We start from the raw sequence: 24919 nt of genomic DNA, 5'->3' as shown, positions 1-24919 counted from the left end.
ATCGGCACTCTCAGCAGGACGCACCTGTAGATTTGTATCTGGGTATTGGCCGCTACCCCGCAACCGCGGCCCGCTTTGCGCTAGTCTGGCGCGCCGTAGCAGTTTGTAATGCTTGCCTCGGCCCTTTTCTCGCCCGACCGCCTAGGGTTTGTTTATCCACAGCGGTCAACGGAGTGACAGCTTATGTACGACACCCTCCAGCGGGTTTTTGGTTATCCACAGTTTCGCGGTGGCCAGGAGGCGGCGATCAGTGCGGTATTGGCCGGGCGTTCGGCGGCGGCGATTTTCCCCACCGGTTCCGGCAAGTCCTTGTGTTATCAATTGCCGGCGCTGCTTCTGCCGCACCTGACGCTGGTGGTGTCGCCACTGCTGGCGTTGATGCAGGATCAGTTGGCCTTTCTGCAACGCCATGGCATTGCGGCGGCGAGCATCGACTCGGCCCAGAGCCGGGATGAGGCCAATGCGGTGATGGCCCGAGCCCGTTCCGGCGAATTGAAGATCCTGATGATTTCCGTGGAACGCCTGAAGAACGAGCGCTTCCGCAATTTTCTCCAGCAGGTGCAGATTTCCCTGCTGGTGGTGGACGAGGCGCACTGTATTTCCGAGTGGGGCCACAATTTCCGTCCCGATTACCTGAAGCTGCCGGACTATCAGCGCCAGTTCCGCATTCCCCAGGCGTTGCTGCTGACCGCCACCGCCACCCCGAAAGTGATCACGGACATGCAGGCCAAGTTTGCCATTGCGCCGGACGATGTGGTCACCACCGGTTTCTATCGGCCAAACCTCAACCTGTTGGTGGAGTCGGTCGGCGGCGATGACAAGCATCGTCGGCTGGTGGAATGGCTGGGCGGCCGCGTCGGGCAGCCGAGCATTGTCTACGTCACCCTGCAGAAGACCGCCGAGCAGATCGCCCAGCACCTGAGCCGCAATGCCATTCCGGCCACGGCCTATCACGCCGGTTTGCCCCATGAGCAGCGGGAGGCGATCCAGAAGCAGTTCATGGCCGGGCAGTTGAATTGCATCGTCGCCACCATTGCTTTCGGCATGGGCATCGACAAGGCGGATATCCGCAACGTGGTGCATTTCGACCTGCCCAAGTCCATCGAGAACTACAGCCAGGAAATCGGCCGGGCCGGACGCGACGGCCAGCCTTCCGATTGTCTGGTGTTGGCCAACCGCGACAGCCTGAATGTGCTGGAAAACTTCGTCTACGGCGATACGCCGGAGCTGGAGGGGATTCGGCGGGTGCTGGACGAGCTGAAGGGCGCGATCCCGGATGGCCAGTGGGAGTTCCTGCTCGGGCCCTTGGCGGACCAGAGCAATATCCGCCAGTTGCCACTCAAGACCCTGCTGGTCCAGCTGGAGTTGCGGGGCTTGATTGCACCGCGTTATGCGTATTTCGCCGAATACCGTTTCAAGTTCCTGGTGGAACCCGAGGTGTTACTGGAGAAGTTCGAGGGCGAGCGGCGCGACTTCGTCTCGGCGATTATCCAGACCTCCAGCCGCGCCCGGACCTGGGCCACGGTGAATTTCGACGCCTTGTATCAACAGCATCAGGCCGAGCGTGGCCGGGTGGTAAAGGCCTTGGACTTTTTCCAGGAGCGGCGCTGGATCGAGCTGGAAAGCAAGCAGATGACCGAGGTCTACAGCCTGTTGGTCAGCGACTTCGATCCCCATGCCCTGAGCCTGGAGCTGTATGCCTATTTTGCGCAGCACGAAGTCAGCGAGATTGCGCGGATTCACGCCATGCTGGCGCTGTTCGCGACCGAACAATGCCTGGGTTATCGGTTGGCCCGCTATTTCGGTGATGAGCAGGCGCCTGAGCGATGCGGGCATTGTTCGGTGTGTCACGGGCAGGTGGCCTGCCTGCCGGAGCCGCCGGCGTTGCCTGCCCTTGATCAGCGCGATTTCCCTGGGCTGTGCAGCGGCTTTATCCACAGGCATCAGGAGCACAACGGGCATTCACCGAGTGCGGAGTGCCTGACGCGCTTCCTCTGTGGTATCAGCGTGCCGTTGTTTACGAAGCTGAAGGCCAGGGCGCTGCCGGGGTTTTCGGTGTTGGAGGCCTATCCCTATGCAGAGGTGCGGGAGTGGGTTGCGGCTTGGTCCCTTGAGGGGCAGGCACAAACCGCTTAGGTGCTATCCAGGGCGGCGCGTCTTATTGCGCAACCGGTCGGTCACTGAGTACCGCGTACTCTTCGCCTTCCAGAGTGAAGCCGGCGACTTCATGCATGCCCAGGCGCTCATGGGCACGCAACGAGGCGCTGTTGTCCCGGCGTATGAACAGAATCGCCTCGCGCCCCGGGCAATGCTGTTGAAGTTGCGCGTAGAGCCGGGGCAGAAGGCCTTGGCCTCTTTCCGAGGCGGCGATGCAGGCCGGACCGTACACGTAGGCGTCGGGCGCGCCCGGCCAGGCGGCCAGCATGGCGGTGATCGATGGCGGAGCGGGGTGCAGGTCTTTCGCCGCGCTGAACAGCACGCCAACGACGGTGTTATCGCGGGAGGCAACTACCACGGGGGAGCCGCCGAGGGCCATTTGCCTGACCTTGTCGAGGGGGAACTCCCCAGTCAGTGATCCACCCCGGGAAGGGGCGTTGGCCTGGAGCAGTTGGGCGATACCTTCGATGTCCGCGGCGGTAGCCAGGTTGATCTTGTACATGAGTAGTCTCCTGAAGGGAGGCGAACCTACTGCATGGATGGCGCCTGGGCATTCATATTACGCCCGGAAGGCTGGCCGTGGCAGGCACGGCTGTATTGCATTCAGTTTCCAGGTGGCGTGGAGGTCAGGTTCTGCCCCACCGCCAGTCCGGCGCGGATCGCTGCCAGTGCGGCCTGGTAGTAGGCCTTGCCTTCCGGCGATTCGGCAAAAGTGCTGAACTCTTCCAGCTCCGGGTCGGACAGGCCGCGGTAGACGTAGAGCAAGGTGTTATCCAGGTCGTTGCCGATCTGTTCCATCAAGCGTTCGCGCTGGCCGTTCAGCATGCTCTGTGCCGCTCCCGCCCCCAGCAGCCCGGGGATCATCGAGCTCAGGCTGTCGGCCGCCACGCCGGCGATGGCCAGGCTGACTTCGGCCCCGGCTTCGCGCGCCGGCAGCGCACGGCCCAGATGGTTGATCAGCAGGCGGCGGGTGGCGCTGGCGTCGATATGCGGCAGGCCCTTGGCATTCTTGGCCAATTGGTCGCGGCGGGTGGCGAGCAGTTCGGCAGAGACGATCTTGCGCCCCAGCGGTGACTGGAAGAATGTCAGTGCTGGTTTCGGGTTGTCGAGGTTCTGGCGCAACTGGGCCTCGGCCCGCTGGTCCATGGCCTGGGGCGCGAAACGCTGGTTGCTGTTGCTCACCAGGGCGTCATAGACCGCCGGTGGCAGGCTATTGCGGTACTTTTGCTGGGCGGCGCTCAGGGCATCGTTGAAATGCGCGCGTTGTTCCGGCCAACCGGCGACCCGGTACAGCTGGTCGTGGTTGTCTGCCCAGGCGGGCAAAGTGCAGAACATCAACAGCGAAAAAAGCAAACGGCGCATAGGGACTCCTGTCTACAGCCGGCTATTGTCCCGGCGAGCGCGGTACTTGTCGAGAATTCCTGTAAGTCGTTCGGGGGGCTCTGTCGGATTTCCGGGCATCTGGATACTATGCGCGGCATGCACATTCCCTCTGATCATCCGCTGCTGTTACGTATCGTCGACGACCTGGCCGAGCGCGGCTGGTCGCAGCAGAGCATCTTCCTGCCGCCAGCGCTGACCGTTGCCCTGGCCGCCGAGTGTCGCCAGCGCGCCGCCGAAGGCGAGTTGGCGCCGGCCGGGGTCGGTCGCGGGCCGGCCCAGGAAGTGCGCGAGGGGATTCGTGGCGACCATATCCAATGGCTGGAACCGGGCCAGGCCGGGCCCTGCGATGAGTACATGGACTTGATGGACAGCCTGCGCGAGGCCCTCAACCGCGGGCTGTTTCTCGGGCTCGAGGATTTCGAAAGCCATTTCGCCCTGTACCCGCCCGGCGCCTTCTACAAAAAACATGTCGACCGCTTCCGTGACGATGATCGACGCGCGGTTTCTGCGGTGATCTATCTGAACGACGCCTGGTTACCTGAGCACGGCGGCCAGTTGCGCATGTACCTGGAGGACGGCGTGGAACATGACGTGGTTCCGACCGGCGGTTGCCTGGTGCTGTTCCTGTCGGGCGATGTGCCCCATGAAGTCTTGCCTGCCACCCGCGAGCGCCTGTCACTGACCGGCTGGTTTCGTCGGCGTGGCAATGATCCGTTCTGATGAAACAGAAAATTCTGGTCAGTCGCTGCCTGCTGGGGCATCTCGTTCGTTATGACGGCGGGGCCAGCGGGCCTTATGCGCAGCTGTCCCAGTGGCAGGCCGAGGGGCGGGTGGTGCCGTTGTGCCCGGAAGTGGCCGGCGGCTTGCCGACACCCCGGGCGGCAGCGGAAATTCCCGGCGGACAGGGCGTGCAGGTACTGGCAGGGCTGGCCCGGGTGATCACCAGCGAAGGCGAGGATGTCAGCGAAGCCTTTCTCTCGGGTGCGCATCAGGCGCTGGAGCTGGTGCGGCGGCATGGCATCGGCATCGCCGTGCTCAAGGCCAACAGCCCGTCGTGCGGCAACCTGCTGACCTACGACGGCACCTTCAGCGGCGTGAAGGTGCGCGGCGAAGGGGTCACGGCGGCCTTGTTGAAGCAGGCTGGCGTGCAGGTGTTCAGTGAGTTGGAGCTGCCTGAAGCACTGATCGCCCTGCAGCGCCTGGAACATCCCCCCGCACCGTAAAGCGCCGACTCACGGTTTCGGCGGCTGGGTCGTATCCTTACCAAACCACTTCTGCGAGAGCGCGGCGAGGCGTCCGTCCGCTTTCAGGCGTTGCAACGCCTTGTCGAGACTGGCCTGGAACGCCGGATTGCCTTTCTGGAACGGAATCACCAGGGTCACCGTTGCTCCCTCGACCGTATCCGCCGTGAGCGGTAACGGGCTTTCGCGCATGGCGAGGGGGATCTGTGTCGGCGAAACTTCCTTGTGCACGATCAATTGCGCGCTGGGGTAACTATAAGGTTCGCTGAAGTCGTAACGTTTTTGCAGTTCAGCAGTCATAGCCATGTGGTTGATGGCGACATCGTATTTGCCCGTCTCGACGCCCTGCAACAGGTCAGTGGCGTCGGTGGGGACGAACGAGGCTTGCACGTCCAGTTCCTTGGCCAGTTGCTCGCCCAGTTCGACCTCGAAGCCGGTCAGGTGTCCGTCTTCGTTGAAACCGAAGGGTCGCATGTCGCCTTCCAGGGCGATGCGTAACTCGCCCCGGTCGTTGACGTCATCAATCAGTTCAGCCTGGGCAAAAGGGCTGGCGAAGGGCAGTAAAAGTAATAGGCCAGGCAGAAAACGCATGGTCGCTCCCGAATTGGAATACAAATATGTTCCGCGCCGTTCAAGCACGCTTTGCTATGTTATTGAGTGCCTTGGACCACGAATCGCCACAAAGTTGTCATAACCGTACTGAAATCGCGGAAAAACTGGAGAAGTGAATGAACACCTTAGTTTCTCGTATTGCGTTGGCTACTGTTTTGCTGGGCTCTTCGATGCTGGCGCTTGCGGATGATATTCCGCGGGTTGCGGCGCCCGAGGGTGCCAAGGTCTTTATCGTTTCGCCGAAAGACGGCGCCACGGTCGGCAAGACCTTCACGGTCAAGTTCGGCATGAAGGGCCTGACACTCAAGCCGGCCGGTGATCTTACCCCTGGCTCCGGTCACCATCACTTGCTGGTCGACCAGACGGCTCTGCCGGACCCAACCCTGCCGATCCCGGCGACCGACACCGTGATCCACTACGGCAAGGCCCAGACCGAAACCCAACTGACCCTGACCCCGGGCAAGCACACCTTGCAATTGGTGGCGGGCGACAAGGGCCACATGCAGTTCGATCCGACCGTTGCCTCGAAAACCATCACCGTCAATGTGAAATAAAAAAGGAGCCCCGAGGGGCTCCTTTTTTGGCAGCAAGCGGCAAGCCATAAGCTTCAAGCGGGCGTTTGGCTTGCCGCTTGAAGCTTACCGCTGCTTTTAAAACAACACTCGGGAGCGGATGGTGCCCTTGATGTGTTGCAGCTTCTCTTGCGCCAGGTCCGAGTACTCGGCGTCAACGTCGATGACCACGTAACCGACTTTCTCGTTGGTCTGCAGGAACTGGCCGGAGATGTTAATGCCGTTTTCCGCGAAGACCTTGTTGATTTCGCTCAACACACCCGGAATGTTTTCGTGGATGTGCAACAGGCGATGTTTGCCAGGGTGAGCCGGCAGGGCCACTTCAGGGAAGTTCACGGACGATACCGAGGTACCGTTGTCGCTGTACTTGACCAGCTTCTCCGCCACTTCCAGACCGATGTTGGCCTGGGCTTCAGCGGTCGAGCCACCGATGTGCGGGGTCAGGATCACGTTGTCCAGGCCACGCAGCGGGCTTTCGAAGATGTCGTCGTTGGAGCGTGGCTCCACCGGGAACACGTCGATGGCCGCGCCGATCAGGTGCTTGTCCTTGATCGCGTCCGCCAGGGCGTCCAGCTCGACCACGGTGCCGCGGGCAGCGTTGATCAGGATGCCGCCCTTCTTGATGGCGCGGATTTCCTTCTCGCCGATCATCCACTGGGTCTCAGCGGTTTCCGGAACGTGCAGGGTGACGATGTCGGACATGCCCAGCAGGTCGGTCAGGTTCGCGACCTGGGTCGCGTTGCCCAGCGGCAGCTTGGTCAGGGTGTCGTAGAAGAACACCTGCATGCCCAGGCCTTCGGCCAGGACCGACAGCTGCGTACCGATCGAGCCGTAACCGATGATCCCCAGTTTCTTGCCCCGGATTTCAAAGGAGTTGGCCGCGCTCTTGATCCAGCCACCGCGATGGCAGGAAGCGTTCTTCTCGGGAATACCGCGCAGCAACAGGATCGCTTCGGCCAGCACCAGCTCGGCAACGGAGCGGGTGTTGGAGTACGGGGCGTTGAACACGGCGATGCCGCGTTGACGCGCCGCGTCGAGGTCGACCTGGTTGGTACCGATGCAGAAACAGCCGACGGCGACGAGCTTCTTCGCGTTTTCGAAGAGTTCCTCGGTCAGTTGGGTGCGCGAGCGAATGCCGATGAAGTGGGCATCGGCGATCTTTTCCTTCAGTTCGGCGTCCGGCAGTGACTTGGTGTGGTACTCGATGTTGGAGTACCCGGCGGCCTTGAGGACGTCGACTGCGGATTGGTGGACGCCTTCGAGAAGAAGGAACTTGATCTTGCTCTTATCGAGAGAAGTCTTGCTCATCTGCGTAAACCTGTGTCCCGGAGAAAAATGGCAGGGAAATGGACAGCTTGAGCTGACCGCGCGGCGTGATCGCCGGCACCGCAGATCGGCTTGTTAGCACGCTCGAACGGGGGGCGTATGCTAGCATATGCGACCTGCAAACACTCATTCTGCGACGTGAAGCGTCCTCAGGATGACCATGAATTGTTCGAGAGTTCTGTCGATGACCCATCCTGCCCTGATTGATGAGCTGAAGACCCTGGTTGAGCCTGGCAAAGTCCTGACCGATGCTGACTCCCTGAATGCTTACGGGAAGGATTGGACCAAGCATTTCGCCCCGGCGCCGACGGCCATCGTGTTCCCGAAAACCACCGAGCAGGTCCAGGCCATCGTGCGCTGGGCCAACCAGCACCAGGTCGCGCTGGTGCCATCGGGCGGTCGTACCGGGTTGTCGGCTGCGGCCGTGGCGGCCAACGGTGAAGTGGTGGTGTCCTTCGACTATATGAACCAGGTGCTGGACATCAACCTGACCGACCGTACCGCGGTCTGCCAGCCGGGTGTGGTCACCGAGCACTTGCAGAACGTGGCCGAAGAACAGGGCCTGTACTACCCGGTGGACTTCGCTTCGGCGGGTTCCAGCCAGATTGGCGGCAATATCGGCACCAATGCCGGCGGGATCAAGGTGATTCGCTACGGCATGACCCGTAACTGGGTGGCCGGCATGAAAGTCGTGACCGGCAAGGGCGATGTCCTGGAACTGAACAAGGACCTGATCAAGAACGCCACCGGTTACGACCTGCGCCAGCTGTTCATCGGCGCCGAGGGCACCCTGGGTTTTGTGGTCGAGGCGACCATGCGTCTGGATCGCGCGCCGAAGAACCTGACCTGCATGGTCCTCGGCACCCAGGATTTCGATTCGATCATGCCGGTGCTGCACGCCTTCCAGGGCAAGCTGGACCTGACCGCCTTCGAGTTTTTCTCCGACAAGGCCCTGGCCAAGGTCCTCGGCCGTGGCGACGTACCGGCGCCGTTCGAAACCGACTGCCCGTTCTACGCGCTGCTGGAGTTCGAGGCGACCACTGAAGAAGTGGCCAACCAGGCCCTGGAAACCTTCGAGCACTGCGCCGAGCAGGGCTGGGTGCTGGACGGCGTGATGAGCCAGAGTGAAACCCAGTTGCAGAACCTCTGGAAGCTGCGCGAGTACATCTCCGAAACCATTTCCCACTGGACGCCGTACAAGAACGACATTTCGGTCACCGTGTCGAAAGTGCCGGCTTTCCTCAAGGAAATCGACGCCATCGTCGGCGAATACTATCCGGACTTCGAAATCGTCTGGTTCGGCCACATCGGCGACGGCAACCTGCACCTGAATATTCTCAAGCCGGAAAACCTGAGCAAGGACGAGTTCTTCGCCAAGTGCGCTACCGTCAACAAGTGGGTGTTCGAAACCGTCGAGAAATACAACGGTTCGATCTCCGCCGAACACGGCGTGGGCATGACCAAGCGCGATTACCTGACCTACAGTCGTTCCCCGGCTGAAATTGAATACATGAAGGCGATCAAGGCGGTGTTCGATCCGAACGGGATCATGAACCCGGGCAAGATTTTCGCGGTTTGAACCTGAAGTCACTGATGACAAAGACCAGGAGTCGGTAATGAGCTATCAGCACCAGTATGTCGACGGTACCCGTATTCACTTTCCTCTCGGCAAAGTGGTGTGCATCGGCCGTAATTACGCCGAGCACGCCAAGGAGCTGGACAACCCGGTGCCGACCGAGCCGCTGCTGTTCATCAAGCCAGGCAGTTGCGTGGTGCCGCTCGAGGGTGGTTTCAGCATCCCGGCGGACCGTGGTTCGGTGCATTACGAGGCCGAGATTGCCGTGTTGATCGGCAAGCCGCTGTCCAACAAGCCGAGCGCTGAAGAAGTGCTGGATGCCATTTCCGGTTTCGCCCCGGGGCTGGACCTGACCTTGCGTGACAAGCAGGCGGAGTTGAAGGGCAAGGGTTTGCCTTGGGAAATCGCCAAGTCGTTCGACGGTGCCTGTGTGCTGGCGCCGTTCGTGGTTGGCAGCAGCTTTGCGGACCTGACCCAGATCGGCATTCGCCTGACCATCAACGGCCAGGTTCGCCAGGACGGGATCAGCAGCGACATGCTCAACCCGATCGTGCCGATGATCCAGTACATGGCGGCGTGTTTCTCGCTGCAGGCTGGCGATGTGATCATGACCGGCACGCCGGTTGGCGTCGGTCCGTTGAATGCAGGGGATGAGCTGGTACTGGAATTGCCGGGCGCCAGCAGCTTCAACAGCAGCGTTCGCTAACCCGGGTTGCTCCCACCCTGTGGGAGCTGGCTTGCCAGCGATGAGGCCGGCAAGCCTTGCGTTGTCCTTGATGCCGCCATCGCCGGCAAGCCGGCTCCTACACAGGGAGTCGGTGTTTGCCGGTCTGGCGTTCCAATCAGACCTTGAGGGTCTTCACGCCTTCAGGCGTGCCCAACAGCAGCAGATCCGCCGGACGGGCCGCGAACAGGCCGTTGGTGACCACGCCGACAATCGCGTTGATCTGGCTTTCCAGCTCCACCGGGTTGGTGATCTGCAGGTTGTGCACATCCAGAATGATGTTGCCGTTATCGGTCAACACGCCTTCGCGATACACCGGATCACCCCCCAGTTTCACCAGTTGGCGCGCCACATGGCTGCGGGCCATCGGGATCACTTCGACCGGCAGCGGGAATGCGCCGAGCACCGGTACCAGCTTGCTGCCGTCGGCGATGCAGATAAAGGTCTTGGCCACGGCCGCGACGATCTTCTCGCGGGTCAGGGCCGCGCCGCCGCCCTTGATCAGGTTCAGGTGTTCGTCGCTTTCGTCGGCGCCGTCGATGTAGAACTCCAGGTCGCTGACGGTGTTCAGCTCATAAACCGGAATCCCGTGGCCCTTGAGGCGGGCGGCGGTGGCTTCGGAGCTGGCGACCGCGCCGTCGAAGGCGCCCTTGTGTTGCGCCAGGGCGTCGATAAAGCAGTTGGCGGTGGAGCCGGTGCCCACGCCGACGACGCTTTTGTCATCGAGCTTGGGAAGGATGAAGTCGACAGCGGCTTGGGCCACGGCCTGTTTGAGTTGATCCTGGGTCATGCGGGCTCCGAAAGCGGGCAGAGGGGTGTGCGAAAGGCCGGCATTATAAGCGTCGGGGCGGGGAAGGTCATTGTCCGTTTGGCCGCAGGCGTGGCTAACAAAACCTCAGGAACCCTGTGGTCGTTGCCGCAAGCGCTGGGTTAGACTCCTCGGTCCCTGTCCACACCCGCCAGCGATGCCTTCCGATGCTTGAACAGTACGTCAAGAAGATCCTCACCTCGCGCGTCTACGACGTTGCCGTGGAAACCCCGTTGCAGACCGCTCGCCAGCTCTCCGAGCGGCTGGGTAACAAGGTCTGGCTCAAGCGTGAAGACTTGCAGCCGGTGTTCTCCTTCAAGATTCGCGGTGCCTACAACAAGCTGACCCAGCTCAGCGACGCCGAGCGCGCCCGTGGCGTGGTCACCGCGTCGGCAGGCAATCATGCCCAGGGCCTGGCCCTGGCGGCCAAGGTGCTGGGGGTCAAGGCGACCATCGTGATGCCCAAGACCACGCCGGAAATCAAGATCGAAGGCGTGCGCTCCCGTGGCGGCAAAGTGGTGCTGCATGGTGACTCTTTCGCCGAAGCCCTGGCTCATTCCCTGAAGCTGGTCGAGGAAAAAGGCTACGTCTATATCCACCCCTACGATGATCCGCACACCATTGCCGGGCAGGGAACCGTGGCAATGGAGATTCTGCGTCAACATCCGGGGCCGTTGGATGCGATCTTTGTTCCGGTCGGTGGCGGCGGGTTGATTTCCGGTATCGCGGCCTATGTGAAGTACCTGCGGCCGGAGATCAAGGTGATCGGCGTCGAGCCGGATGACTCCAACTGCCTGCAACAGGCCATGGCCGCCGGCGAGCGCGTGATCCTGTCTTCCGTGGGCCTGTTCGCCGACGGCGTGGCGGTGGCGCAGATCGGCCAGCATACCTTTGATATCTGCAAGGACTATGTCGACGAGGTGATCACCGTCAGTACCGACGAGATCTGCGCCGCCATCAAGGATATCTACGACGATACCCGCTCGATCACCGAGCCGGCCGGCGCCCTGGGCGTGGCGGGGATCAAGAAGTACGTCGAGTCGCGCAAGATCACCGGGCAGACCCTGGTGGCCATCGACTCCGGCGCCAACGTCAATTTCGACCGCCTGCGCCATGTCGCCGAGCGCGCCGAGTTGGGCGAGGGCCGTGAAGCGATCATCGCCGTGACCATTCCGGAGCAGCCGGGCAGTTTCAAGGCGTTCTGCGAGGCCATCGGCAAGCGTCAGATCACCGAATTCAATTACCGTTATCACACCGGTCACGAAGCGCACATTTTTGTCGGCGTGCAGACCCACCCGGACAGCGATCCGCGTAGCGTCCTGATCGACAGCCTGACCGCCCAGGGCTTCCCGGTGCTCGACCTGACCGACAATGAGCTGGCCAAGCTGCATATCCGCCATATGGTCGGTGGCCATGCGGCCCATGTCAGCGACGAAATGGTGCTGCGTTTCGAGTTCCCGGAGCGTCCGGGGGCGTTGTTCAACTTCCTCAACAAGTTGGGTGGGCGCTGGAATATCTCGATGTTCCACTACCGCAACCATGGCGCGGCGGATGGTCGAGTGGTCGCGGGCTTGCAGGTACCGGTGGATGAGCGCCATCTGGTGCCGGCCGCCCTGGCGGAAATCGGCTACCCGTATTGGGATGAAAGCGATAACCCGGCGTACCGCTTGTTCCTCGGCTGAAACCGGGCGCAGGACTGCTAAGCTGATGAGCAAGGCGCTTTCTGGCGGCCAATGCGGTCATTGTGGGAGCTGGCTTGCCAGCGATGAGGGCCGCGAGAGCGACGCAAGTCTCCAGGTCCCCATCGCCGGCAAGCCGGCTCCTACAGGGGTTGTGTAGAAGCTGCTGTCTGATTGCTGCTCGAAAGTTGATCGTAAAAACCAGGGAAACAATGAAATGGAAACCTTCACCGCCTTGAAACTGCTACACGTTGTGGCGCTTGTGCTGTTGCTGGGCAGTGCATTGGCGGTGACCATCGGCCTTTGGCGTGGCCGCCGTGCCGGCGACGGGGCCGTGCTGAACCGGGCCTTGCAGCTCCCCTGGGTTTTCGCCTGGGCATTGATGGCGCTGTGCCTGGCCGTGCTGCCGGTCAGTGGCTGGTGGTTGGTGCACCTGGCCGGTTGGTCGCTGGGCCAGACCTGGCTGCTGGCTTCGAGTGTGCTCTACACCCTGAGCACCTTGAGTTGGGTCTGGCTGGTGGTCCGTCTCAATCGCCTGCGCCGTGGCATAACGGCGCGGCATCCGGGGTTCACGCTGGCCCTGGCTATTTTCACGGTTGTCGGTTTTATCGCCATTGCCGGCCTGATGGGCGCGAAACCGGTTTAAGCCGTCAGGCTAGGGAATTGCCATGAAGGTGCTTCTGGTGGGGGCCACGGGTTTCGTCGGCCGCCATTTGCTGACGGCGTTGAACGCCGCCGGCCACGAAGTGATCGCGACCAGCCGTGGCCATCACCTCCGCTCGCTGCCGGGCGTCGAATGGCAGGTGCTCGACCTGGATCGGTTGGCCGAGGACGCCAAGCATTTCATCCTGCCCCACGATATCGACCTGTTGATCAATGCCGCCGGTTTGCTGAGCGTCGATGAGCAGGCACTGCGCCTGACCCAGGACCTCGGTACGCGAGCGCTGTTCGACCTGGCGGCGCGCCAGGGGCTGCGGGTGTTGCATATTTCCGCGCTGGGCGCCGGCGAACAGCCCGACGTCCCGTTCCTGGCGAGCAAGGCGGCGGCGGATGAGTACCTGATGGGTCTCGGCGTGCCGGCGGTGGTGCTGCGGCCCTCGTTGCTGTTGGGGCCGGGTGGCGCCAGCAGTGCCTGGCTGGCGCGCCTGTCGCCGTGGCCGCTGATTCCCCTGCTGGACCTGCAAGCGCGCCTGCAACCGCTGCATATCGATGATCTGTGCGCTGCCGTGCTGGCCTTGCTCAGGCATTGGCCGGCGCAGTCCCAGATGTTGCCGCTGGTGGGGCCGCAGGTGCTGACCTTGGCTCAGGTCCTCGATCAGTTGCGTGAGGCCCAGGGCTGGGGGCCGGCGCGTTATGTGAAAGTGCCGGGGATCCTGTCGCGGGCGGGTGCCTGGCTGGGTGAGCGACTGGGCTGGCGGGCCTTGAATCGTCAGAGCTTGCGCATGGCCCAGCGTGACAATGTCGCCGACCCGGAGGCGTTGGCTGCGGTCTGTGGTTACCGGGTCGCGCCACTGTCGACCCGCCTGGTAGATTGGCCGAACGCCGGCCAGAGCGTCCAATGGGCGCTGCGGCCGTTGCTGCTGGCGGTGATGCTGTTGATCTGGCTGGGAACGGCGGCGGTTTGCCTCGGGCCGGGTTATGACTGGGGCCTGCGGATCATGGCCGAGGCCGGTGTGAGCGGGACACAGGCGGTGTTCGCGGTCTATGCCGGGTCGCTGTGCGACGCGTTGCTGGGCCTGGGAATGCTGTTTCGGCCCACGCGCAAGTGGGCGTTCCGGGCGCAATTGCTGTTGATGACTGGCTACACCCTGATTATCAGCTTCGTGCTGCCGCACTACTGGTTTGACCCTTATGCCGCTGTCGCCAAGAACCTGGTGTTGATAGTGGCGACACTTTGGCTGCTTTGGACCGAACCGCGTCGATGAGTGCTTACCTGCTGCTGAAAACCCTGCATATCCTGTCTTCCACCATTCTCTTCGGCCTGGGCGCCGGTTCTGCCTATTACGCCTTGCGTGCCTGGCGTACGGGTCAGGTCGAGGTGATCGCGGTGACGTTCAAACACCTGGTGTTCGCCGATTGGGCGTTTACCACGACCACGGCGGTGTTCCAGCCGTTGAGCGGGCTGGGGCTGATGCATCTGGCGGGGTGGCCGATCCAGCAAAGCTGGCTGATGTGGAGCCTGGGGCTGTTCGTGTTTGCGGGGATCTGCTGGTTGCCGGTGGTGTGGCTGCAGATTCGGGTGCACAAGATGGCCGAGCAGGCCTTGCGTGAGGGTACGGCGATGCCGATCCGGGCCGAGACCTATATGCGCTGGTGGTTTGCCTTGGGCTGGCCGGCGTTTTTGTCTTTTATGGCGATTTTCTACCTGATGGTCTCCAAGCCGGCCTGATCGCCGCCCGCCAGGGCTCTTGCGGATTTGCCCGTGATGGCGATGTCGGATTCACTGCCGCCATCGCCAGCAAGCCGGCTCCTACATGGGTGGTGGGGATCAGTCGCGCAGACTGATCACCGGCCATCCGCGCTTTTCGGCCTCGGCCCGCAGATTCGGGTCCGGGTCCACGGCCACGGGATTAGCCACCTGCTCCAGCAACGGCAGGTCATTCATCGAGTCGCTGTAGAAATAGCTGTCTTCCAGGCCATGCCCGGTCTCTTCCAGCCAGAGATTCAAACGCGTCACCTTGCCCTCGCGAAAGCACGGGATATCGGTGCTGCGCCCGCTGTAGCGGCCGTCGATCATCTCGCACTCGGTGGCGATCAGGGTCTCGACCCCCAGCCGCGCGGCAATCGGTGCCGTCACGAAGCGGTTGGTGGCGGTGATGATCACCAGCTTGTCGCCGGCATCGCGGTGCCGGGCCAGCAGCGCCAGGCCCTTGGGCAGCACGATGGGCTCGATGCAGTCGCGCATGTAATCGCGATGCCACTCGTCCAGTTGGGCCATCTCGCTGCGGCCGAGAATCTCCAGGCAGAAATTCAGGTATTCGGCGTTATCCAGGCGCCCCGCCAGGTAGTCCTGATAGAACTCGTCGTTGCGGGTTTTATAGGCCACCGGATCGAGAATACCCCGTTCGCAGAGGTAATCGCCCCAGGCGTGGTCGCTGTCGCCGCCCAAAAGTGTGTTGTCCAAGTCGAATAAAGCCAGACGCATTGCGGTTACTCGCTGATAAGCCTGTAAAAAGGCCTCCAGAATACGGTCTTTTCACAAGAGTGCACATAAGGTAGGAAGGCTCGTTGCTGCTTTCACAACCTTTGTGGAACAATGCGATGACATGCGTTTGCGAGGTGGTTGCCGTGATCGACCCCGATGGTTTCCGTCCTAATGTCGGGATAATTCTGACGAATGATGCTGGGCAGGTCCTCTGGGCGCGCCGCATCAATCAAGATGCATGGCAGTTTCCGCAAGGCGGGATCAATCCAGACGAAACGCCTGAAGACGCTTTGTACCGCGAATTGAACGAAGAAGTCGGCCTGGAACGCGAAGATGTGCAAATTTTGGCCTGTACCCGGGGCTGGTTGCGCTATCGTTTGCCGCAACGTCTGGTGCGTACCCACAGCCAACCGCTGTGCATCGGCCAGAAACAGAAGTGGTTTCTCCTGCGCCTGCTCTCCAACGAGCAGCGGGTGCGGATGGATTTGACCGGTAAACCGGAGTTCGATGGCTGGCGTTGGGTCAGCTATTGGTACCCGTTGGGCCAGGTGGTGACATTCAAGCGCGAGGTCTACCGTCGCGCGCTCAAAGAGCTTGCCCCGCGCCTGTTGGCGCGCGACTGACACGGAGTTCGACCCCGAGCCATGCTCAATACGCTGCGCAAGATCGTCCAGGAAGTTAACGCCGCCAAGGATCTCAAGGCGGCGTTGGGCATTATTGTATTGCGCGTCAAAGAGGCCATGGGCAGCCAGGTCTGCTCGGTCTACTTGCTGGACCCCGAGACCAACCGCTTTGTCCTGATGGCCACCGAGGGCTTGAACAAGCGCTCGATCGGCAAGGTCAGCATGGCGCCGAATGAAGGCCTGGTTGGCCTGGTGGGTACGCGCGAAGAACCGCTGAACCTGGAAAATGCCGCCGATCACCCGCGGTATCGCTACTTTGCCGAAACCGGTGAGGAGCGTTACGCCTCTTTCCTCGGCGCGCCGATCATCCACCATCGCCGCGTCGTCGGCGTGTTGGTGATCCAGCAGAAAGAGCGTCGCCAGTTCGATGAAGGCGAAGAAGCTTTCCTCGTGACCATGAGCGCCCAGCTCGCCGGCGTTATTGCCCATGCCGAAGCCACCGGTTCGATCCGTGGGCTGGGGCGTGAAGGCAAGGGCATCCAGGAAGCCAAGTTCATCGGTGTGCCGGGTTCTCCGGGCGCGGCGGTGGGTACGGCGGTGGTCATGTTGCCGCCGGCGGACCTGGACGTGGTGCCGGACAAGGCGATCGCCGATATCGACGCCGAACTGGCGTTGTTCAAGACCGCCATCGAAGGTGTGCGTGCCGATATGCGCACGCTCTCGGCAAAACTGGCAACCCAGCTGCGCCCGGAAGAGCGCGCGTTGTTCGACGTCTACCTGATGATGCTCGACGATGCCTCCCTGGGCAGCGAAATCACCAACGTGATCAAGACCGGCCAATGGGCCCAGGGCGCCTTGCGCCAGGTGGTGACCGATCACGTCAACCGTTTCGAACTGATGGACGACGCCTACCTGCGCGAGCGTGCGTCGGACGTCAAGGACCTCGGGCGGCGGTTGCTGGCTTACCTGCAATCCGAACGCCAGCAGGCCCTGGTCTACCCGGACAACACCATCATGGTCAGCGAAGAGCTGACCGCGGCGATGCTCGGCGAGGTGCCGGAAGGCAAGCTCAAGGGCCTGGTGTCGGTCTTGGGTTCGGGTAACTCCCACGTGGCGATCCTGGCGCGAGCCATGGGTATTCCGACGGTCATGGGCCTGGTCGACCTACCGTACTCGAAGGTCGACGGCATCGAGATGATCGTCGACGGCGCGCGCGGTGAGGTGTTCACCAACCCCAGCGAAGTCCTGCGCAAGCAATACGCCGGTGTGGTGGAAGAAGAACGCCAGCTGTCCGAGGGCCTGGACGCCTTGCGCGAACTGCCGTGCGTGACCCCTGACGGTCACCGCATGCCGCTGTGGGTCAACACCGGTCTGTTGGCGGATGTGGCCCGGGCGCAGCAGCGCGGCGCCGAAGGTGTCGGCCTGTACCGCACCGAAGTACCGTTCATGATCAACCAGCGCTTCCCGAGCGAGAAGGAGCAACTGGCGATCTATCGCGAGCAGTTGTCTGCGTTCCACCCGCAACCGGTGACCATGCGCAGCCTGGACATCGGCGGCGACAAGTCGCTGCCGTACTTCCCGATTGAAGAAGACAACCCGTTCCTCGGCTGGCGCGGTATCCGCGTGACCCTCGACCACCCGGAAATCTTCCTGGTGCAGGCGCGGGCCATGCTCAAGGCCAGCGAGGGCCTGAACAACCTGCGGATCCTGCTGCCGATGATCTCGGGCATCCACGAGATGGAAGAGGCGCTGCACCTGATCCACCGGGCCTGGGGCGAAGTGCGCGATGAAGGCACGGACGTGCCGATGCCGCCCGTGGGCGTGATGATCGAGATTCCGGCGGCGGTGTATCAAACCCGCGAGCTGGCACGGCAGGTGGATTTCCTGTCGGTGGGTTCCAACGACCTGACCCAGTACCTGCTGGCCGTGGACCGTAACAACCCACGGGTGGCCGATCTTTACGACTACCTGCACCCGGCGGTGCTGCAAGCCCTGCAGAACGTGGTGCGTGACGCCCATGCCGAAGGCAAGCCGGTGAGTATCTGCGGCGAAATGGCCGGTGATCCGATGGCGGCGGTGCTGTTGATGGCGATGGGCTTTGACAGTTTGTCGATGAACGCCACCAACTTGCCGAAGGTGAAATGGATGCTGCGCCAGATCAACCTGAGCAAGGCCCAGGAACTGCTGGCCCAGGTGATGACCATCGACAACCCGCAGGTGATTCGCAGTACCTTGCAGTTGGCGCTGAAGAACCTCGGGTTGTCACGGATGGTGGTGCCGACCGTTACGCATTGAGGCGAGGGGGTCTAGAGTTTCAACTCCACCTCGCCCAAATGCCCGCCATAAGGGCCGAAGCTGCGCTCCAGCAAATGGCGCGTGCCGTCGGCCTGGGTGATCAGCACCGTGCTGGCCCGGGTGCCGTAGCTGGGGCTGGCGATGAAGACGCTGGATAACAGGCTCTCGGTCGCCAGTCCCACCCCGGTCTCCGGCAATTCGGCGGGCGGCGCGGTTGTCGGATCGCCGAGCAACGCCAGCAATGCCTCCGGCCGGGGATCGGCCAACTCCCAGGACAGAGCCGCGCGGGCCTTGAGCAATTTCGGCCAGGGCGTATCGAGCCCGGCATTGGACAGTCCGTACACGCCCTCCGCCAACTGCCGCGGTGCTTTCTCGTGAGAATTGAAATGCCACAACGCATCGGCTGTTCCCAGCAGCAGGTTGAAGCCGGCATATTCCGATGATCTTGCGTTGATTTCGGCTAAATAGTGATCAATGGACAGGTTTTCGCTGAGAAACCGCGCCACCAGCTCTCCGCGTGAACGCCGGCCGAGCGGCTGGTGCGGGTCGCGGATATTGGTCAAGGCGGCAAAGCGTCCCTGTGGGCCAATCCCGAGCCAGGTCCCGCCGGCTTCCAGATCCCGCCCGGCATAAACCTGCGGCGCTTCGGGCCATTGCGCCAGCGGCAGGCTTGGCCGGGCATAGAACTCGTCACGGTTGGCTGCGACGATCAGCGGCTGGGCATGGCCCGGGCGCCAGGCAAAGACAATCAGGCACATCAGGTGGTCCTCGATGTTTTTGCCCACTCTACGCAGGGTATCCATCGCCATCCAGTAGAGCCGTGTGTCTCCTTCCGTTACCATGCCGGACTTGTTTAGCGGGTGCGCCCATGGAATTTCTGCTCTATCTGCTGTTGGGGGCCTGTGCCGGCGTGTTGGCCGGGCTGTTCGGCGTGGGCGGGGGAATCATTATCGTCCCGGTGCTGGTGTTCAGTTTCACCCTGCAAGGCTTTGATCCGCTGATCCTTACGCACCTGGCGGTGGGCACCTCCCTGGCGACGATCATTTTCACTTCGTTCAACACCATTCGCGGGCACCACAAGCGTGGCGCGGTGCGCTGGCCGGTCTTTGCCTGGATGGCGGTGGGCATCCTGCTCGGCTCGGGCCTCGGCGCGTTGACCGCCAACGCCATTGCCGGCCCGCACCTGCAGAAGATCATCGGTGTGTTTGCCCTGGTGGTCGCGGTGCAGATGGCCCTGAGCCTCAAGCCCAAGGCCAGCCGCAGCGTACCTGGCAAGTTCGGCCTGGGCCTGGCGGGTGCGGTGATCGGCTGGGCGTCGGCGATTTTTGGCATCGGTGGCGGCTCCCTGACCGTGCCGTTCCTGACCTGGCGCAGCGTGCCGATGCAGCAGGCGGTGGCGACCTCCTCGGCCTGCGGCTTGCCGATTGCCCTGGCCAGTACCTTGAGTTTCATGATCCTGGGTTGGCACGATCCGTTGTTGCCGGCCCACAGCCTGGGCTTTATCTATTTGCCGGCCTTGCTCGGCATCGCCCTGACCAGTATGTTTTTTGCTCGTTTTGGTGTGCAACTGGCGCACCAGCTGTCGCCGTTGTTGCTCAAGCGGCTGTTTGCCGGCCTGTTGTTCATTGTCGGCATGAAGTTCCTGTTGTAGCGGTAGGAGCGAGCAAGCTCGCTCCTACCGATGAGCCGGCACCTGCGCTGGCGCAATATTGGCTTAATGGCGCGGTTGCAACATGACCCGCCGGCCCAGGCGAGGACTGTTCGCCGGGCCCTGAATTTTTACTCTATCGAGGAGTTGCAATGCTGCCTTACCCGCAGATTGACCCGGTGGCCCTGGCCATCGGCCCGCTGAAAATCCACTGGTACGGCCTGATGTACCTGGTCGGCATTGGCGGTGCGTGGCTGCTGGCCTCCCGGCGCCTGAACCGTTTCGACCCGACCTGGACCAAGGAGAAGCTCTCCGACCTGATCTTCTGGTTGGCCATGGGCGTGATTGTCGGCGGACGGCTGGGGTATGTGCTGTTCTACGATCTGCCGGCCTACATCGCCAGTCCGACGCTGATCTTCGAGGTCTGGAAGGGCGGCATGGCGTTCCATGGCGGCTTTATCGGGGTGATGGTGGCGGCCTGGTGGTTTGGCCGGCGCAACGGCAAGTCGTTCTTCCAACTGATGGACTTTGTCGCGCCGATGGTGCCGATCGGCCTGGGTGCCGGGCGGATCGGCAACTTCATCAATGGCGAGTTGTGGGGCAAGCCGACCGACTTGCCGTGGGCGATGATCTTCCCGCCGTTCAGCGACCCGGCCCAGTTGCCGCGCCACCCGTCGCAGCTGTACCAGTTCGCCCTGGAAGGCGTGGCCCTGTTCGTGATTCTCTGGTTGTTCTCGCGCAAGCCGCGGCCGACCATGGCGGTTTCGGGCATGTTCGCGTTGTTCTACGGGATCTTCCGTTTTGTCGTCGAGTTCGTCCGGGTGCCGGATGCGCAACTCGGCTATCTGGCGTTCGGCTGGGTGACCATGGGGCAGATTCTCAGCCTGCCGATGATCATCGCTGGCCTGGGTCTGCTGTGGTTCGCTTATCACCGTGCCCCGACGACACCGGCAGCGAAAGACGCCGCGCTTTAAATTCGAATCGGGGTCCACGGGCCCCGCATTCAAGGATGCAGGTAATTCATGAAGCAATATCTCGAACTGGTCGCCCACGTCATCAAGAACGGCACCAAACAGGCCAACCGTACCGGCGTGAACACCATCAGCTTTCCCGGGGCCATGCTGCGTTATGACCTCAAGGAAGGCTTTCCGGCGATCACTACGCGCAAGATGGCCTTCAAGTCTGCCGTCGGCGAGATGTGCGGTTTTCTCCGTGGGGTGAACAACGCCGCCGAGTTCCGTGCGCTGGGCTGCAAGGTCTGGGACCAGAACGCCAACGAAAACGCCCAGTGGCTGGCCAACCCGTTCCGTCAGGGCGAAGACGACCTGGGCGAGATCTACGGGGTGCAGTGGCGCAAGTGGCCGGCGTACAAACAGATCGCCAAGAGCAATGTGGCGGCGATTGAGCAGACCTTGGGCCAGGGCTATCGGCAGATTGCCGAAGGCGAGGAAAACGGCCAGGCCTATGTGGTGCTGTACAAGGCCATCGACCAGGTGCGCCAGTGTGTCGACACTATCATCAAGGACCCGGGCAGCCGGCGGATCCTGTTCCATGGTTGGAACTGTGCGCAGCTGGATGAAATGGCGTTGCCGCCGTGCCATTTGCTCTACCAGTTTCACCCGAATGTGGAGACGAAGGAGATTTCCCTGACCCTCTACATCCGCTCGAATGACCTGGGGCTGGGCACGCCGTTCAACCTGACCGAAGGCGCGGCGTTGCTGAGCCTGATCGGACGGCTGACCGGTTATACGCCGCGCTGGTTCACCTACTTCATCGGTGATGCCCATGTGTATGAAAACCACTTGGACATGCTCAATGAACAGCTGACCCGCGAGCCGTTCCCGATGCCGAAGCTGGTGATTTCCGAGCGTGTGCCGGAGTTTGCCAAGACCGGTGTGTACCAGCCGGAGTGGCTGGAGTGGGTGGAGCCTGGGGATTTCTCGCTGGAAGGCTACCAGCACCATGCGCCGATGACGGCGCCGATGGCGGTTTAAGCCGGGTCGAGAGTGCACTTTGTGGTGATCGGGCTCTGTGGCGAGAGCGCTTGTTGTGGCGAGCGGGCTTGCCCGCGCTGGGCTGCGAAGCAGCCCTAAAACCAGTGATTGCGGTGTGTCAGGTAGAACACGGTGATCGATTTTGCGACTGTTTCGCAGCCGAGCGCGGGCAAGCCCGCTCGCCACAAGGGTGCGGCGTTCCGACAAACCTGCTCACCACAGAAGGTCGTTAGTGGCCGTGGCTGCGGCCCACATGGGAGTGCTCGGTCTCTGTCGGCAGCACACTGCCGCTGACTTCCAACCGCTGCAAAATCCCGCACTGATCCAGATCCGGCCCGCCACCACAGCGTTGGCGCAGGTCGAGTAACTGCGTCTGCAACGCCAGCAAGCCGTCGATCCGCGCTTTCACGTGGTGGATATGCTCGTCGATCAGCGCATTCACGCTTTCGCACTGGTCCTGCGGACTGTCGCGCAGGCCCAGCAGGCTGCGGATCTCCTCCAGCGTCATGTCCAGGCTGCGGCAGTTGCGGATAAAGGTCAGGCGTTCCACATGGGCCTGGGTGTACAGGCGGTAGTTGCCCTCGCTGCGCGCCGGTTCCGGGAGCAGGTTTTCCTTCTCGTAATAGCGGATGGTTTCCACCTGGCAGTCGGTGAGTTTCGCCAGTTCGCCAATCTTCATCGTTCGATCTCCCAAAAGGGTGCTTGACCCTATAGTGGCTACAGGGTGTTCACTTGGCAACAAGCACTTTCAGGGACGCACCCATGAGCGACTCCATTCACACCTCTCACAAACCTGCCGGCGATCACGCCCATGCTGGCCACGATCACGATCACGATCACGGCCACAAGCATGACCACGGCCATGACCACGGTCCTGCCGATAAGCCGGCGCCTCAGGCTTTCCATGTCCTCAAGCCGGTAAAGGCCTCCCACTCCCACGGAGCGGCCGGGCATGCCCACAGTTGCTGTTCGAGCGCCGAAGCGCCCGCGCTGATCAAACTCAGCGAGACCACCAGTGCCGACGCACGCTTGAGCCGTTTCCGCATCGAAGCCATGGACTGCCCCACCGAGCAGACGCTGATCCAGAACAAGCTCGGCAAGCTGGCCGGCGTGCAGCAGCTTGAGTTCAATCTGATCAACCGGATCCTCGGTGTGACCCATGACCTGCCTTCGACCACGCCGATTGTCGAGGCCATCAAGTCCCTGGGCATGCAGGCCGAGCCGCTGGACGAGGGCGCAGGCGCCGAAACCCCAAGCTCGCCGCCGGTGAAGAAACCCTGGTGGCCCCTGGCGCTGTCCGGTATCGGCGCGTTGGCTGCCGAAGTGATTCACTTCACCGGCCTGGCCCCGACCTGGGTGGTCGCCATCGTCGCGCTGGTTTCCATTCTCAGCGGCGGCCTGACCACCTATAAAAAGGGCTGGATCGCCCTGAAGAACCGCAACCTGAACATCAACGCACTGATGAGCATCGCCGTGACCGGCGCACTGCTGATCGGCCAATGGCCGGAAGCGGCCATGGTGATGTTCCTCTTCACCATTGCCGAATTGATCGAAGCCAAGTCGCTGGACCGTGCGCGCAACGCCATCAGCGGCCTGATGCAGATGACCCCGGAAAAGGCCACGGTCCGCCAGGACAACGGTGAATGGGTCGAACAGGAGGTTAAAAGCATCGAGCTTGGCGCCTTGGTACGGGTTCGTCCCGGCGAGCGCATCGGCCTCGACGGCGAAGTGGTCTACGGCAGCTCCAGTGTCGATCAGGCACCGATCACCGGTGAAAGCCTACCGATCGAGAAGAACCCTGGCGACAAGGTCTTCGCCGGTACCATCAACCAGGCCGGTTCGCTGGACTACCGGGTAACGGCCGTCGCGGGCAATTCGACCCTGGCGCGGATCATCCATGCCGTCGAGCAGGCCCAGGGCGCGCGGGCACCGACCCAGCGGTTCGTCGACACCTTCGCGAAAATCTACACCCCGGCGGTGTTCGCCTTCGCCCTGGCCGTGGCGGTGCTGCCGCCACTGTTCATGAACGGCCTGTGGTTCGACTGGATCTACCGGGCACTGGTACTGCTGGTGGTCGCCTGTCCGTGTGCACTGGTGATTTCGACCCCGGTGACCATCGTCAGCGGCCTGGCCGCGGCTGCTCGCAAGGGCATCCTGGTCAAGGGCGGGGTGTATCTGGAAAGCGGGCACAAGCTCGATTACCTGGCCCTGGACAAGACCGGGACCATCACCCACGGCAAGCCGGTGCTGACCGACTATCTGTCCCTCAATCCACAGTTCCTCGAGACGGCGCCGCTGATCGCCGCCAGCCTGGCGGCACGCTCCGATCACCCGGTGTCCCTGGCGATTGCCCGGGATGCGAAGGACAAACAGTGGACGCTGCGCGACGTCGAGGCCTTCGAGGCCCTGGCCGGGCGCGGGGTGCGCGGTGAGGTCGGCGGCAACGCCTATCACTTGGGCAACCATCGTCTGGTGGAAGATCTCGGTCTTTGCTCGGCGGCCCTGGAAGAAAAACTCTTCGCCCTGGAAAAACAAGGCAAGACCGTGGTCCTGCTGCTCGATGCCTCCGGCCCGCTGGCGTTGTTCGCCGTGGCCGATACGGTCAAGGCCTCCAGCCGGGAGGCGATCGCCGAGTTGCATGCGCTGGGGATCAAGACCCTGATGCTGACCGGCGACAATGTCCACACCGCCCGGGCCATTGCCGCCCAGGTCGGGATCGACGAAGCGCGGGGTGACCTGCTGCCCACCGATAAACTGCAAGCCATCGAAGCGCTCTACGCCCGTGGCCATCAGGTCGGCATGGTCGGTGACGGCATCAACGACGCCCCGGCCCTGGCCCGCGCCGAGATCGGTTTCGCCATGGCCGCCGCCGGTACCGACACCGCCATCGAGACCGCCGATGTCGCCTTGATGGACGACGATCTGCGCAAGATTCCGGCTTTCATTCGCCTTTCGCGCCAGACCGCGGGTATTCTCAGGCAAAATATCGCCTTGGCGCTGGTGATCAAGGCGATCTTCCTGGCGGTGACTTTCCTCGGCCTGGCGACCATGTGGATGGCGGTGTTCGCCGATATGGGCGTCAGCCTGCTGGTGGTGTTCAATGGGTTGCGCCTATTGCGCAAATAAACGAATGAGA

24 protein-coding genes are annotated in these 24919 nt (G+C 62.3%); 16 read left to right on the top strand and 8 right to left on the bottom strand.

Going from position 1 to position 24919, the window contains the following annotated elements; translation table 11 throughout:
• The first annotated feature begins 183 nt into the window (after window positions 1-183).
• Window positions 184-2136 carry a RecQ family ATP-dependent DNA helicase gene (locus HX866_RS31710; protein WP_177105048.1) on the top strand — a complete coding sequence of 651 codons (1953 nt, stop codon included), beginning with the start codon at window positions 184-186 and terminating at the stop codon, window positions 2134-2136.
• A 22-nt stretch (window positions 2137-2158) separates the two neighbouring features.
• Here the strand turns inward: HX866_RS31710 and HX866_RS31705 are convergent, their stop codons facing one another.
• Window positions 2159-2659, bottom strand: a complete 501-nt coding sequence (locus HX866_RS31705) for a GNAT family N-acetyltransferase (protein ID WP_177141101.1) — start codon at window positions 2657-2659, stop codon at window positions 2159-2161.
• 101 nt (window positions 2660-2760) lie between these two features.
• Window positions 2761-3519: a DUF2059 domain-containing protein gene (locus HX866_RS31700; RefSeq protein ID WP_177098212.1), complete on the bottom strand. Its 759-nt coding sequence runs from the start codon at window positions 3517-3519 to the stop codon at window positions 2761-2763.
• 108 nt (window positions 3520-3627) lie between these two features.
• Here HX866_RS31700 and HX866_RS31695 point away from each other — a divergent pair, with 108 nt between their 5' ends.
• Window positions 3628-4260, top strand: a complete 633-nt coding sequence (locus HX866_RS31695) for a 2OG-Fe(II) oxygenase (RefSeq protein ID WP_177098213.1) — start codon at window positions 3628-3630, stop codon at window positions 4258-4260.
• Window positions 4260-4763: a DUF523 domain-containing protein gene (locus tag HX866_RS31690; protein WP_177098214.1), complete on the top strand. Its 504-nt coding sequence runs from the start codon at window positions 4260-4262 to the stop codon at window positions 4761-4763. Before HX866_RS31695 ends, HX866_RS31690 begins: the two co-directional genes overlap by 1 nt.
• 9 nt (window positions 4764-4772) lie before the next feature.
• On the opposite strand, the gene HX866_RS31685 is transcribed toward HX866_RS31690, so the two are convergent.
• Entirely contained in the window at window positions 4773-5372 is a 600-nt protein-coding gene (locus tag HX866_RS31685) for a transporter substrate-binding domain-containing protein (RefSeq protein WP_177141100.1), read from the bottom strand.
• Between the two features lie 137 nt (window positions 5373-5509).
• On the opposite strand from HX866_RS31685, the gene HX866_RS31680 reads away from it, so the two are divergent.
• Window positions 5510-5947: a DUF4399 domain-containing protein gene (locus HX866_RS31680; RefSeq protein WP_177105043.1), complete on the top strand. Its 438-nt coding sequence runs from the start codon at window positions 5510-5512 to the stop codon at window positions 5945-5947.
• Window positions 5948-6043: 96 nt separating this feature from the next.
• Here HX866_RS31680 and serA read toward each other — a convergent pair whose 3' ends face one another.
• The gene (gene serA / locus HX866_RS31675; protein ID WP_177098217.1) at window positions 6044-7273 is read right to left on the bottom strand and encodes a phosphoglycerate dehydrogenase; all 1230 of its coding nucleotides are present in this window, start codon (window positions 7271-7273) and stop codon (window positions 6044-6046) included.
• Between the two features lie 202 nt (window positions 7274-7475).
• On the opposite strand from serA, the gene HX866_RS31670 reads away from it, so the two are divergent.
• Both HX866_RS31670 and HX866_RS31665 read left to right on the top strand, forming a co-directional pair.
• Complete coding sequence (locus HX866_RS31670; RefSeq protein ID WP_177141099.1) at window positions 7476-8870, top strand: FAD-binding oxidoreductase; 1395 nt, start codon at window positions 7476-7478, stop codon at window positions 8868-8870.
• A 37-nt stretch (window positions 8871-8907) separates the two neighbouring features.
• Window positions 8908-9573, top strand: a complete 666-nt coding sequence (locus tag HX866_RS31665; RefSeq protein ID WP_177098219.1) for a fumarylacetoacetate hydrolase family protein — start codon at window positions 8908-8910, stop codon at window positions 9571-9573.
• 136 nt (window positions 9574-9709) lie between these two features.
• On the opposite strand, the gene rpiA is transcribed toward HX866_RS31665, so the two are convergent.
• A complete protein-coding gene (gene rpiA, locus HX866_RS31660; RefSeq protein ID WP_177105042.1) occupies window positions 9710-10381 on the bottom strand; it encodes a ribose-5-phosphate isomerase RpiA in 672 nt (223 codons plus the stop codon).
• A gap of 185 nt (window positions 10382-10566) precedes the next feature.
• On the opposite strand from rpiA, the gene ilvA reads away from it, so the two are divergent.
• The 4 genes from ilvA (at window position 10567) to HX866_RS31640 (ending at window position 14467) form a co-directional block, all read left to right on the top strand.
• Window positions 10567-12081, top strand: a complete 1515-nt coding sequence (gene ilvA / locus HX866_RS31655; protein ID WP_218177606.1) for a threonine ammonia-lyase, biosynthetic — start codon at window positions 10567-10569, stop codon at window positions 12079-12081.
• 214 nt (window positions 12082-12295) lie between these two features.
• Window positions 12296-12724: a DUF2269 family protein gene (locus tag HX866_RS31650; protein WP_177141098.1), complete on the top strand. Its 429-nt coding sequence runs from the start codon at window positions 12296-12298 to the stop codon at window positions 12722-12724.
• Window positions 12725-12746: 22 nt separating this feature from the next.
• Window positions 12747-14003, top strand: a complete 1257-nt coding sequence (locus HX866_RS31645; RefSeq protein WP_177141097.1) for an SDR family oxidoreductase — start codon at window positions 12747-12749, stop codon at window positions 14001-14003.
• Complete coding sequence (locus tag HX866_RS31640; protein ID WP_177141096.1) at window positions 14000-14467, top strand: DUF2269 family protein; 468 nt, start codon at window positions 14000-14002, stop codon at window positions 14465-14467. Before HX866_RS31645 ends, HX866_RS31640 begins: the two co-directional genes overlap by 4 nt.
• A 99-nt stretch (window positions 14468-14566) precedes the next feature.
• On the opposite strand, the gene HX866_RS31635 is transcribed toward HX866_RS31640, so the two are convergent.
• Entirely contained in the window at window positions 14567-15223 is a 657-nt protein-coding gene (locus HX866_RS31635) for an HAD family hydrolase (protein ID WP_177141095.1), read from the bottom strand.
• Window positions 15224-15366: 143 nt separating this feature from the next.
• On the opposite strand from HX866_RS31635, the gene HX866_RS31630 reads away from it, so the two are divergent.
• Window positions 15367-15846 carry an RNA pyrophosphohydrolase gene (locus tag HX866_RS31630; RefSeq protein ID WP_040071746.1) on the top strand — a complete coding sequence of 160 codons (480 nt, stop codon included), beginning with the start codon at window positions 15367-15369 and terminating at the stop codon, window positions 15844-15846.
• Window positions 15847-15867: 21 nt separating this feature from the next.
• On the top strand, window positions 15868-18141 hold the full coding sequence (ptsP, locus tag HX866_RS31625) for a phosphoenolpyruvate--protein phosphotransferase (RefSeq protein ID WP_100942022.1): 2274 nt from the start codon (window positions 15868-15870) through the stop codon (window positions 18139-18141).
• Between the two features lie 11 nt (window positions 18142-18152).
• Here the strand turns inward: ptsP and HX866_RS31620 are convergent, their stop codons facing one another.
• Window positions 18153-18899, bottom strand: coding sequence for an NRDE family protein (locus HX866_RS31620; protein ID WP_177098345.1), 747 nt, complete (start codon window positions 18897-18899; stop codon window positions 18153-18155).
• Between the two features lie 110 nt (window positions 18900-19009).
• Between HX866_RS31620 and HX866_RS31615 the strand changes: the two genes are divergently transcribed.
• The 3 genes from HX866_RS31615 (at window position 19010) to HX866_RS31605 (ending at window position 21783) form a co-directional block, all read left to right on the top strand.
• Entirely contained in the window at window positions 19010-19792 is a 783-nt protein-coding gene (locus HX866_RS31615) for a sulfite exporter TauE/SafE family protein (protein WP_177098226.1), read from the top strand.
• Window positions 19793-19941: 149 nt separating this feature from the next.
• Window positions 19942-20763, top strand: coding sequence for a prolipoprotein diacylglyceryl transferase (gene lgt / locus HX866_RS31610; protein WP_177098227.1), 822 nt, complete (start codon window positions 19942-19944; stop codon window positions 20761-20763).
• A 48-nt stretch (window positions 20764-20811) separates the two neighbouring features.
• Window positions 20812-21783: a thymidylate synthase gene (locus HX866_RS31605; RefSeq protein WP_177098228.1), complete on the top strand. Its 972-nt coding sequence runs from the start codon at window positions 20812-20814 to the stop codon at window positions 21781-21783.
• Between the two features lie 229 nt (window positions 21784-22012).
• On the opposite strand, the gene cadR is transcribed toward HX866_RS31605, so the two are convergent.
• Window positions 22013-22462: a Cd(II)/Pb(II)-responsive transcriptional regulator gene (cadR, locus tag HX866_RS31600; RefSeq protein WP_121135356.1), complete on the bottom strand. Its 450-nt coding sequence runs from the start codon at window positions 22460-22462 to the stop codon at window positions 22013-22015.
• 83 nt (window positions 22463-22545) lie between these two features.
• On the opposite strand from cadR, the gene HX866_RS31595 reads away from it, so the two are divergent.
• Window positions 22546-24909, top strand: coding sequence for a heavy metal translocating P-type ATPase (locus HX866_RS31595; protein ID WP_177141094.1), 2364 nt, complete (start codon window positions 22546-22548; stop codon window positions 24907-24909).
• Window positions 24910-24919: the final 10 nt, after the last annotated feature.

Origin of the sequence: Pseudomonas gingeri (assembly GCF_013386165.1) — a bacterium.
Taxonomy (GTDB): Bacteria; Pseudomonadota; Gammaproteobacteria; order Pseudomonadales; family Pseudomonadaceae; genus Aquipseudomonas; species Aquipseudomonas gingeri_C.
This window is presented reverse-complemented; position numbering and strand designations above follow the sequence as displayed.

Coding starts and splice junctions, on each gene's coding strand:
- HX866_RS31710 (WP_177105048.1), top strand. CDS start 184: ATGTACGACACCCTCCAGCGGGTTTTTGGTTATCCACAGTTTCGCGGT.
- HX866_RS31705 (WP_177141101.1), bottom strand. CDS start 2,659: ATGTACAAGATCAACCTGGCTACCGCCGCGGACATCGAAGGTATCGCC.
- HX866_RS31700 (WP_177098212.1), bottom strand. CDS start 3,519: ATGCGCCGTTTGCTTTTTTCGCTGTTGATGTTCTGCACTTTGCCCGCC.
- HX866_RS31695 (WP_177098213.1), top strand. CDS start 3,628: ATGCGCGGCATGCACATTCCCTCTGATCATCCGCTGCTGTTACGTATC.
- HX866_RS31690 (WP_177098214.1), top strand. CDS start 4,260: ATGAAACAGAAAATTCTGGTCAGTCGCTGCCTGCTGGGGCATCTCGTT.
- HX866_RS31685 (WP_177141100.1), bottom strand. CDS start 5,372: ATGCGTTTTCTGCCTGGCCTATTACTTTTACTGCCCTTCGCCAGCCCT.
- HX866_RS31680 (WP_177105043.1), top strand. CDS start 5,510: ATGAACACCTTAGTTTCTCGTATTGCGTTGGCTACTGTTTTGCTGGGC.
- serA (WP_177098217.1), bottom strand. CDS start 7,273: ATGAGCAAGACTTCTCTCGATAAGAGCAAGATCAAGTTCCTTCTTCTC.
- HX866_RS31670 (WP_177141099.1), top strand. CDS start 7,476: ATGACCCATCCTGCCCTGATTGATGAGCTGAAGACCCTGGTTGAGCCT.
- HX866_RS31665 (WP_177098219.1), top strand. CDS start 8,908: ATGAGCTATCAGCACCAGTATGTCGACGGTACCCGTATTCACTTTCCT.
- rpiA (WP_177105042.1), bottom strand. CDS start 10,381: ATGACCCAGGATCAACTCAAACAGGCCGTGGCCCAAGCCGCTGTCGAC.
- ilvA (WP_218177606.1), top strand. CDS start 10,567: ATGCTTGAACAGTACGTCAAGAAGATCCTCACCTCGCGCGTCTACGAC.
- HX866_RS31650 (WP_177141098.1), top strand. CDS start 12,296: ATGGAAACCTTCACCGCCTTGAAACTGCTACACGTTGTGGCGCTTGTG.
- HX866_RS31645 (WP_177141097.1), top strand. CDS start 12,747: ATGAAGGTGCTTCTGGTGGGGGCCACGGGTTTCGTCGGCCGCCATTTG.
- HX866_RS31640 (WP_177141096.1), top strand. CDS start 14,000: ATGAGTGCTTACCTGCTGCTGAAAACCCTGCATATCCTGTCTTCCACC.
- HX866_RS31635 (WP_177141095.1), bottom strand. CDS start 15,223: ATGCGTCTGGCTTTATTCGACTTGGACAACACACTTTTGGGCGGCGAC.
- ptsP (WP_100942022.1), top strand. CDS start 15,868: ATGCTCAATACGCTGCGCAAGATCGTCCAGGAAGTTAACGCCGCCAAG.
- HX866_RS31620 (WP_177098345.1), bottom strand. CDS start 18,899: ATGTGCCTGATTGTCTTTGCCTGGCGCCCGGGCCATGCCCAGCCGCTG.
- HX866_RS31615 (WP_177098226.1), top strand. CDS start 19,010: ATGGAATTTCTGCTCTATCTGCTGTTGGGGGCCTGTGCCGGCGTGTTG.
- lgt (WP_177098227.1), top strand. CDS start 19,942: ATGCTGCCTTACCCGCAGATTGACCCGGTGGCCCTGGCCATCGGCCCG.
- HX866_RS31605 (WP_177098228.1), top strand. CDS start 20,812: ATGAAGCAATATCTCGAACTGGTCGCCCACGTCATCAAGAACGGCACC.
- cadR (WP_121135356.1), bottom strand. CDS start 22,462: ATGAAGATTGGCGAACTGGCGAAACTCACCGACTGCCAGGTGGAAACC.
- HX866_RS31595 (WP_177141094.1), top strand. CDS start 22,546: ATGAGCGACTCCATTCACACCTCTCACAAACCTGCCGGCGATCACGCC.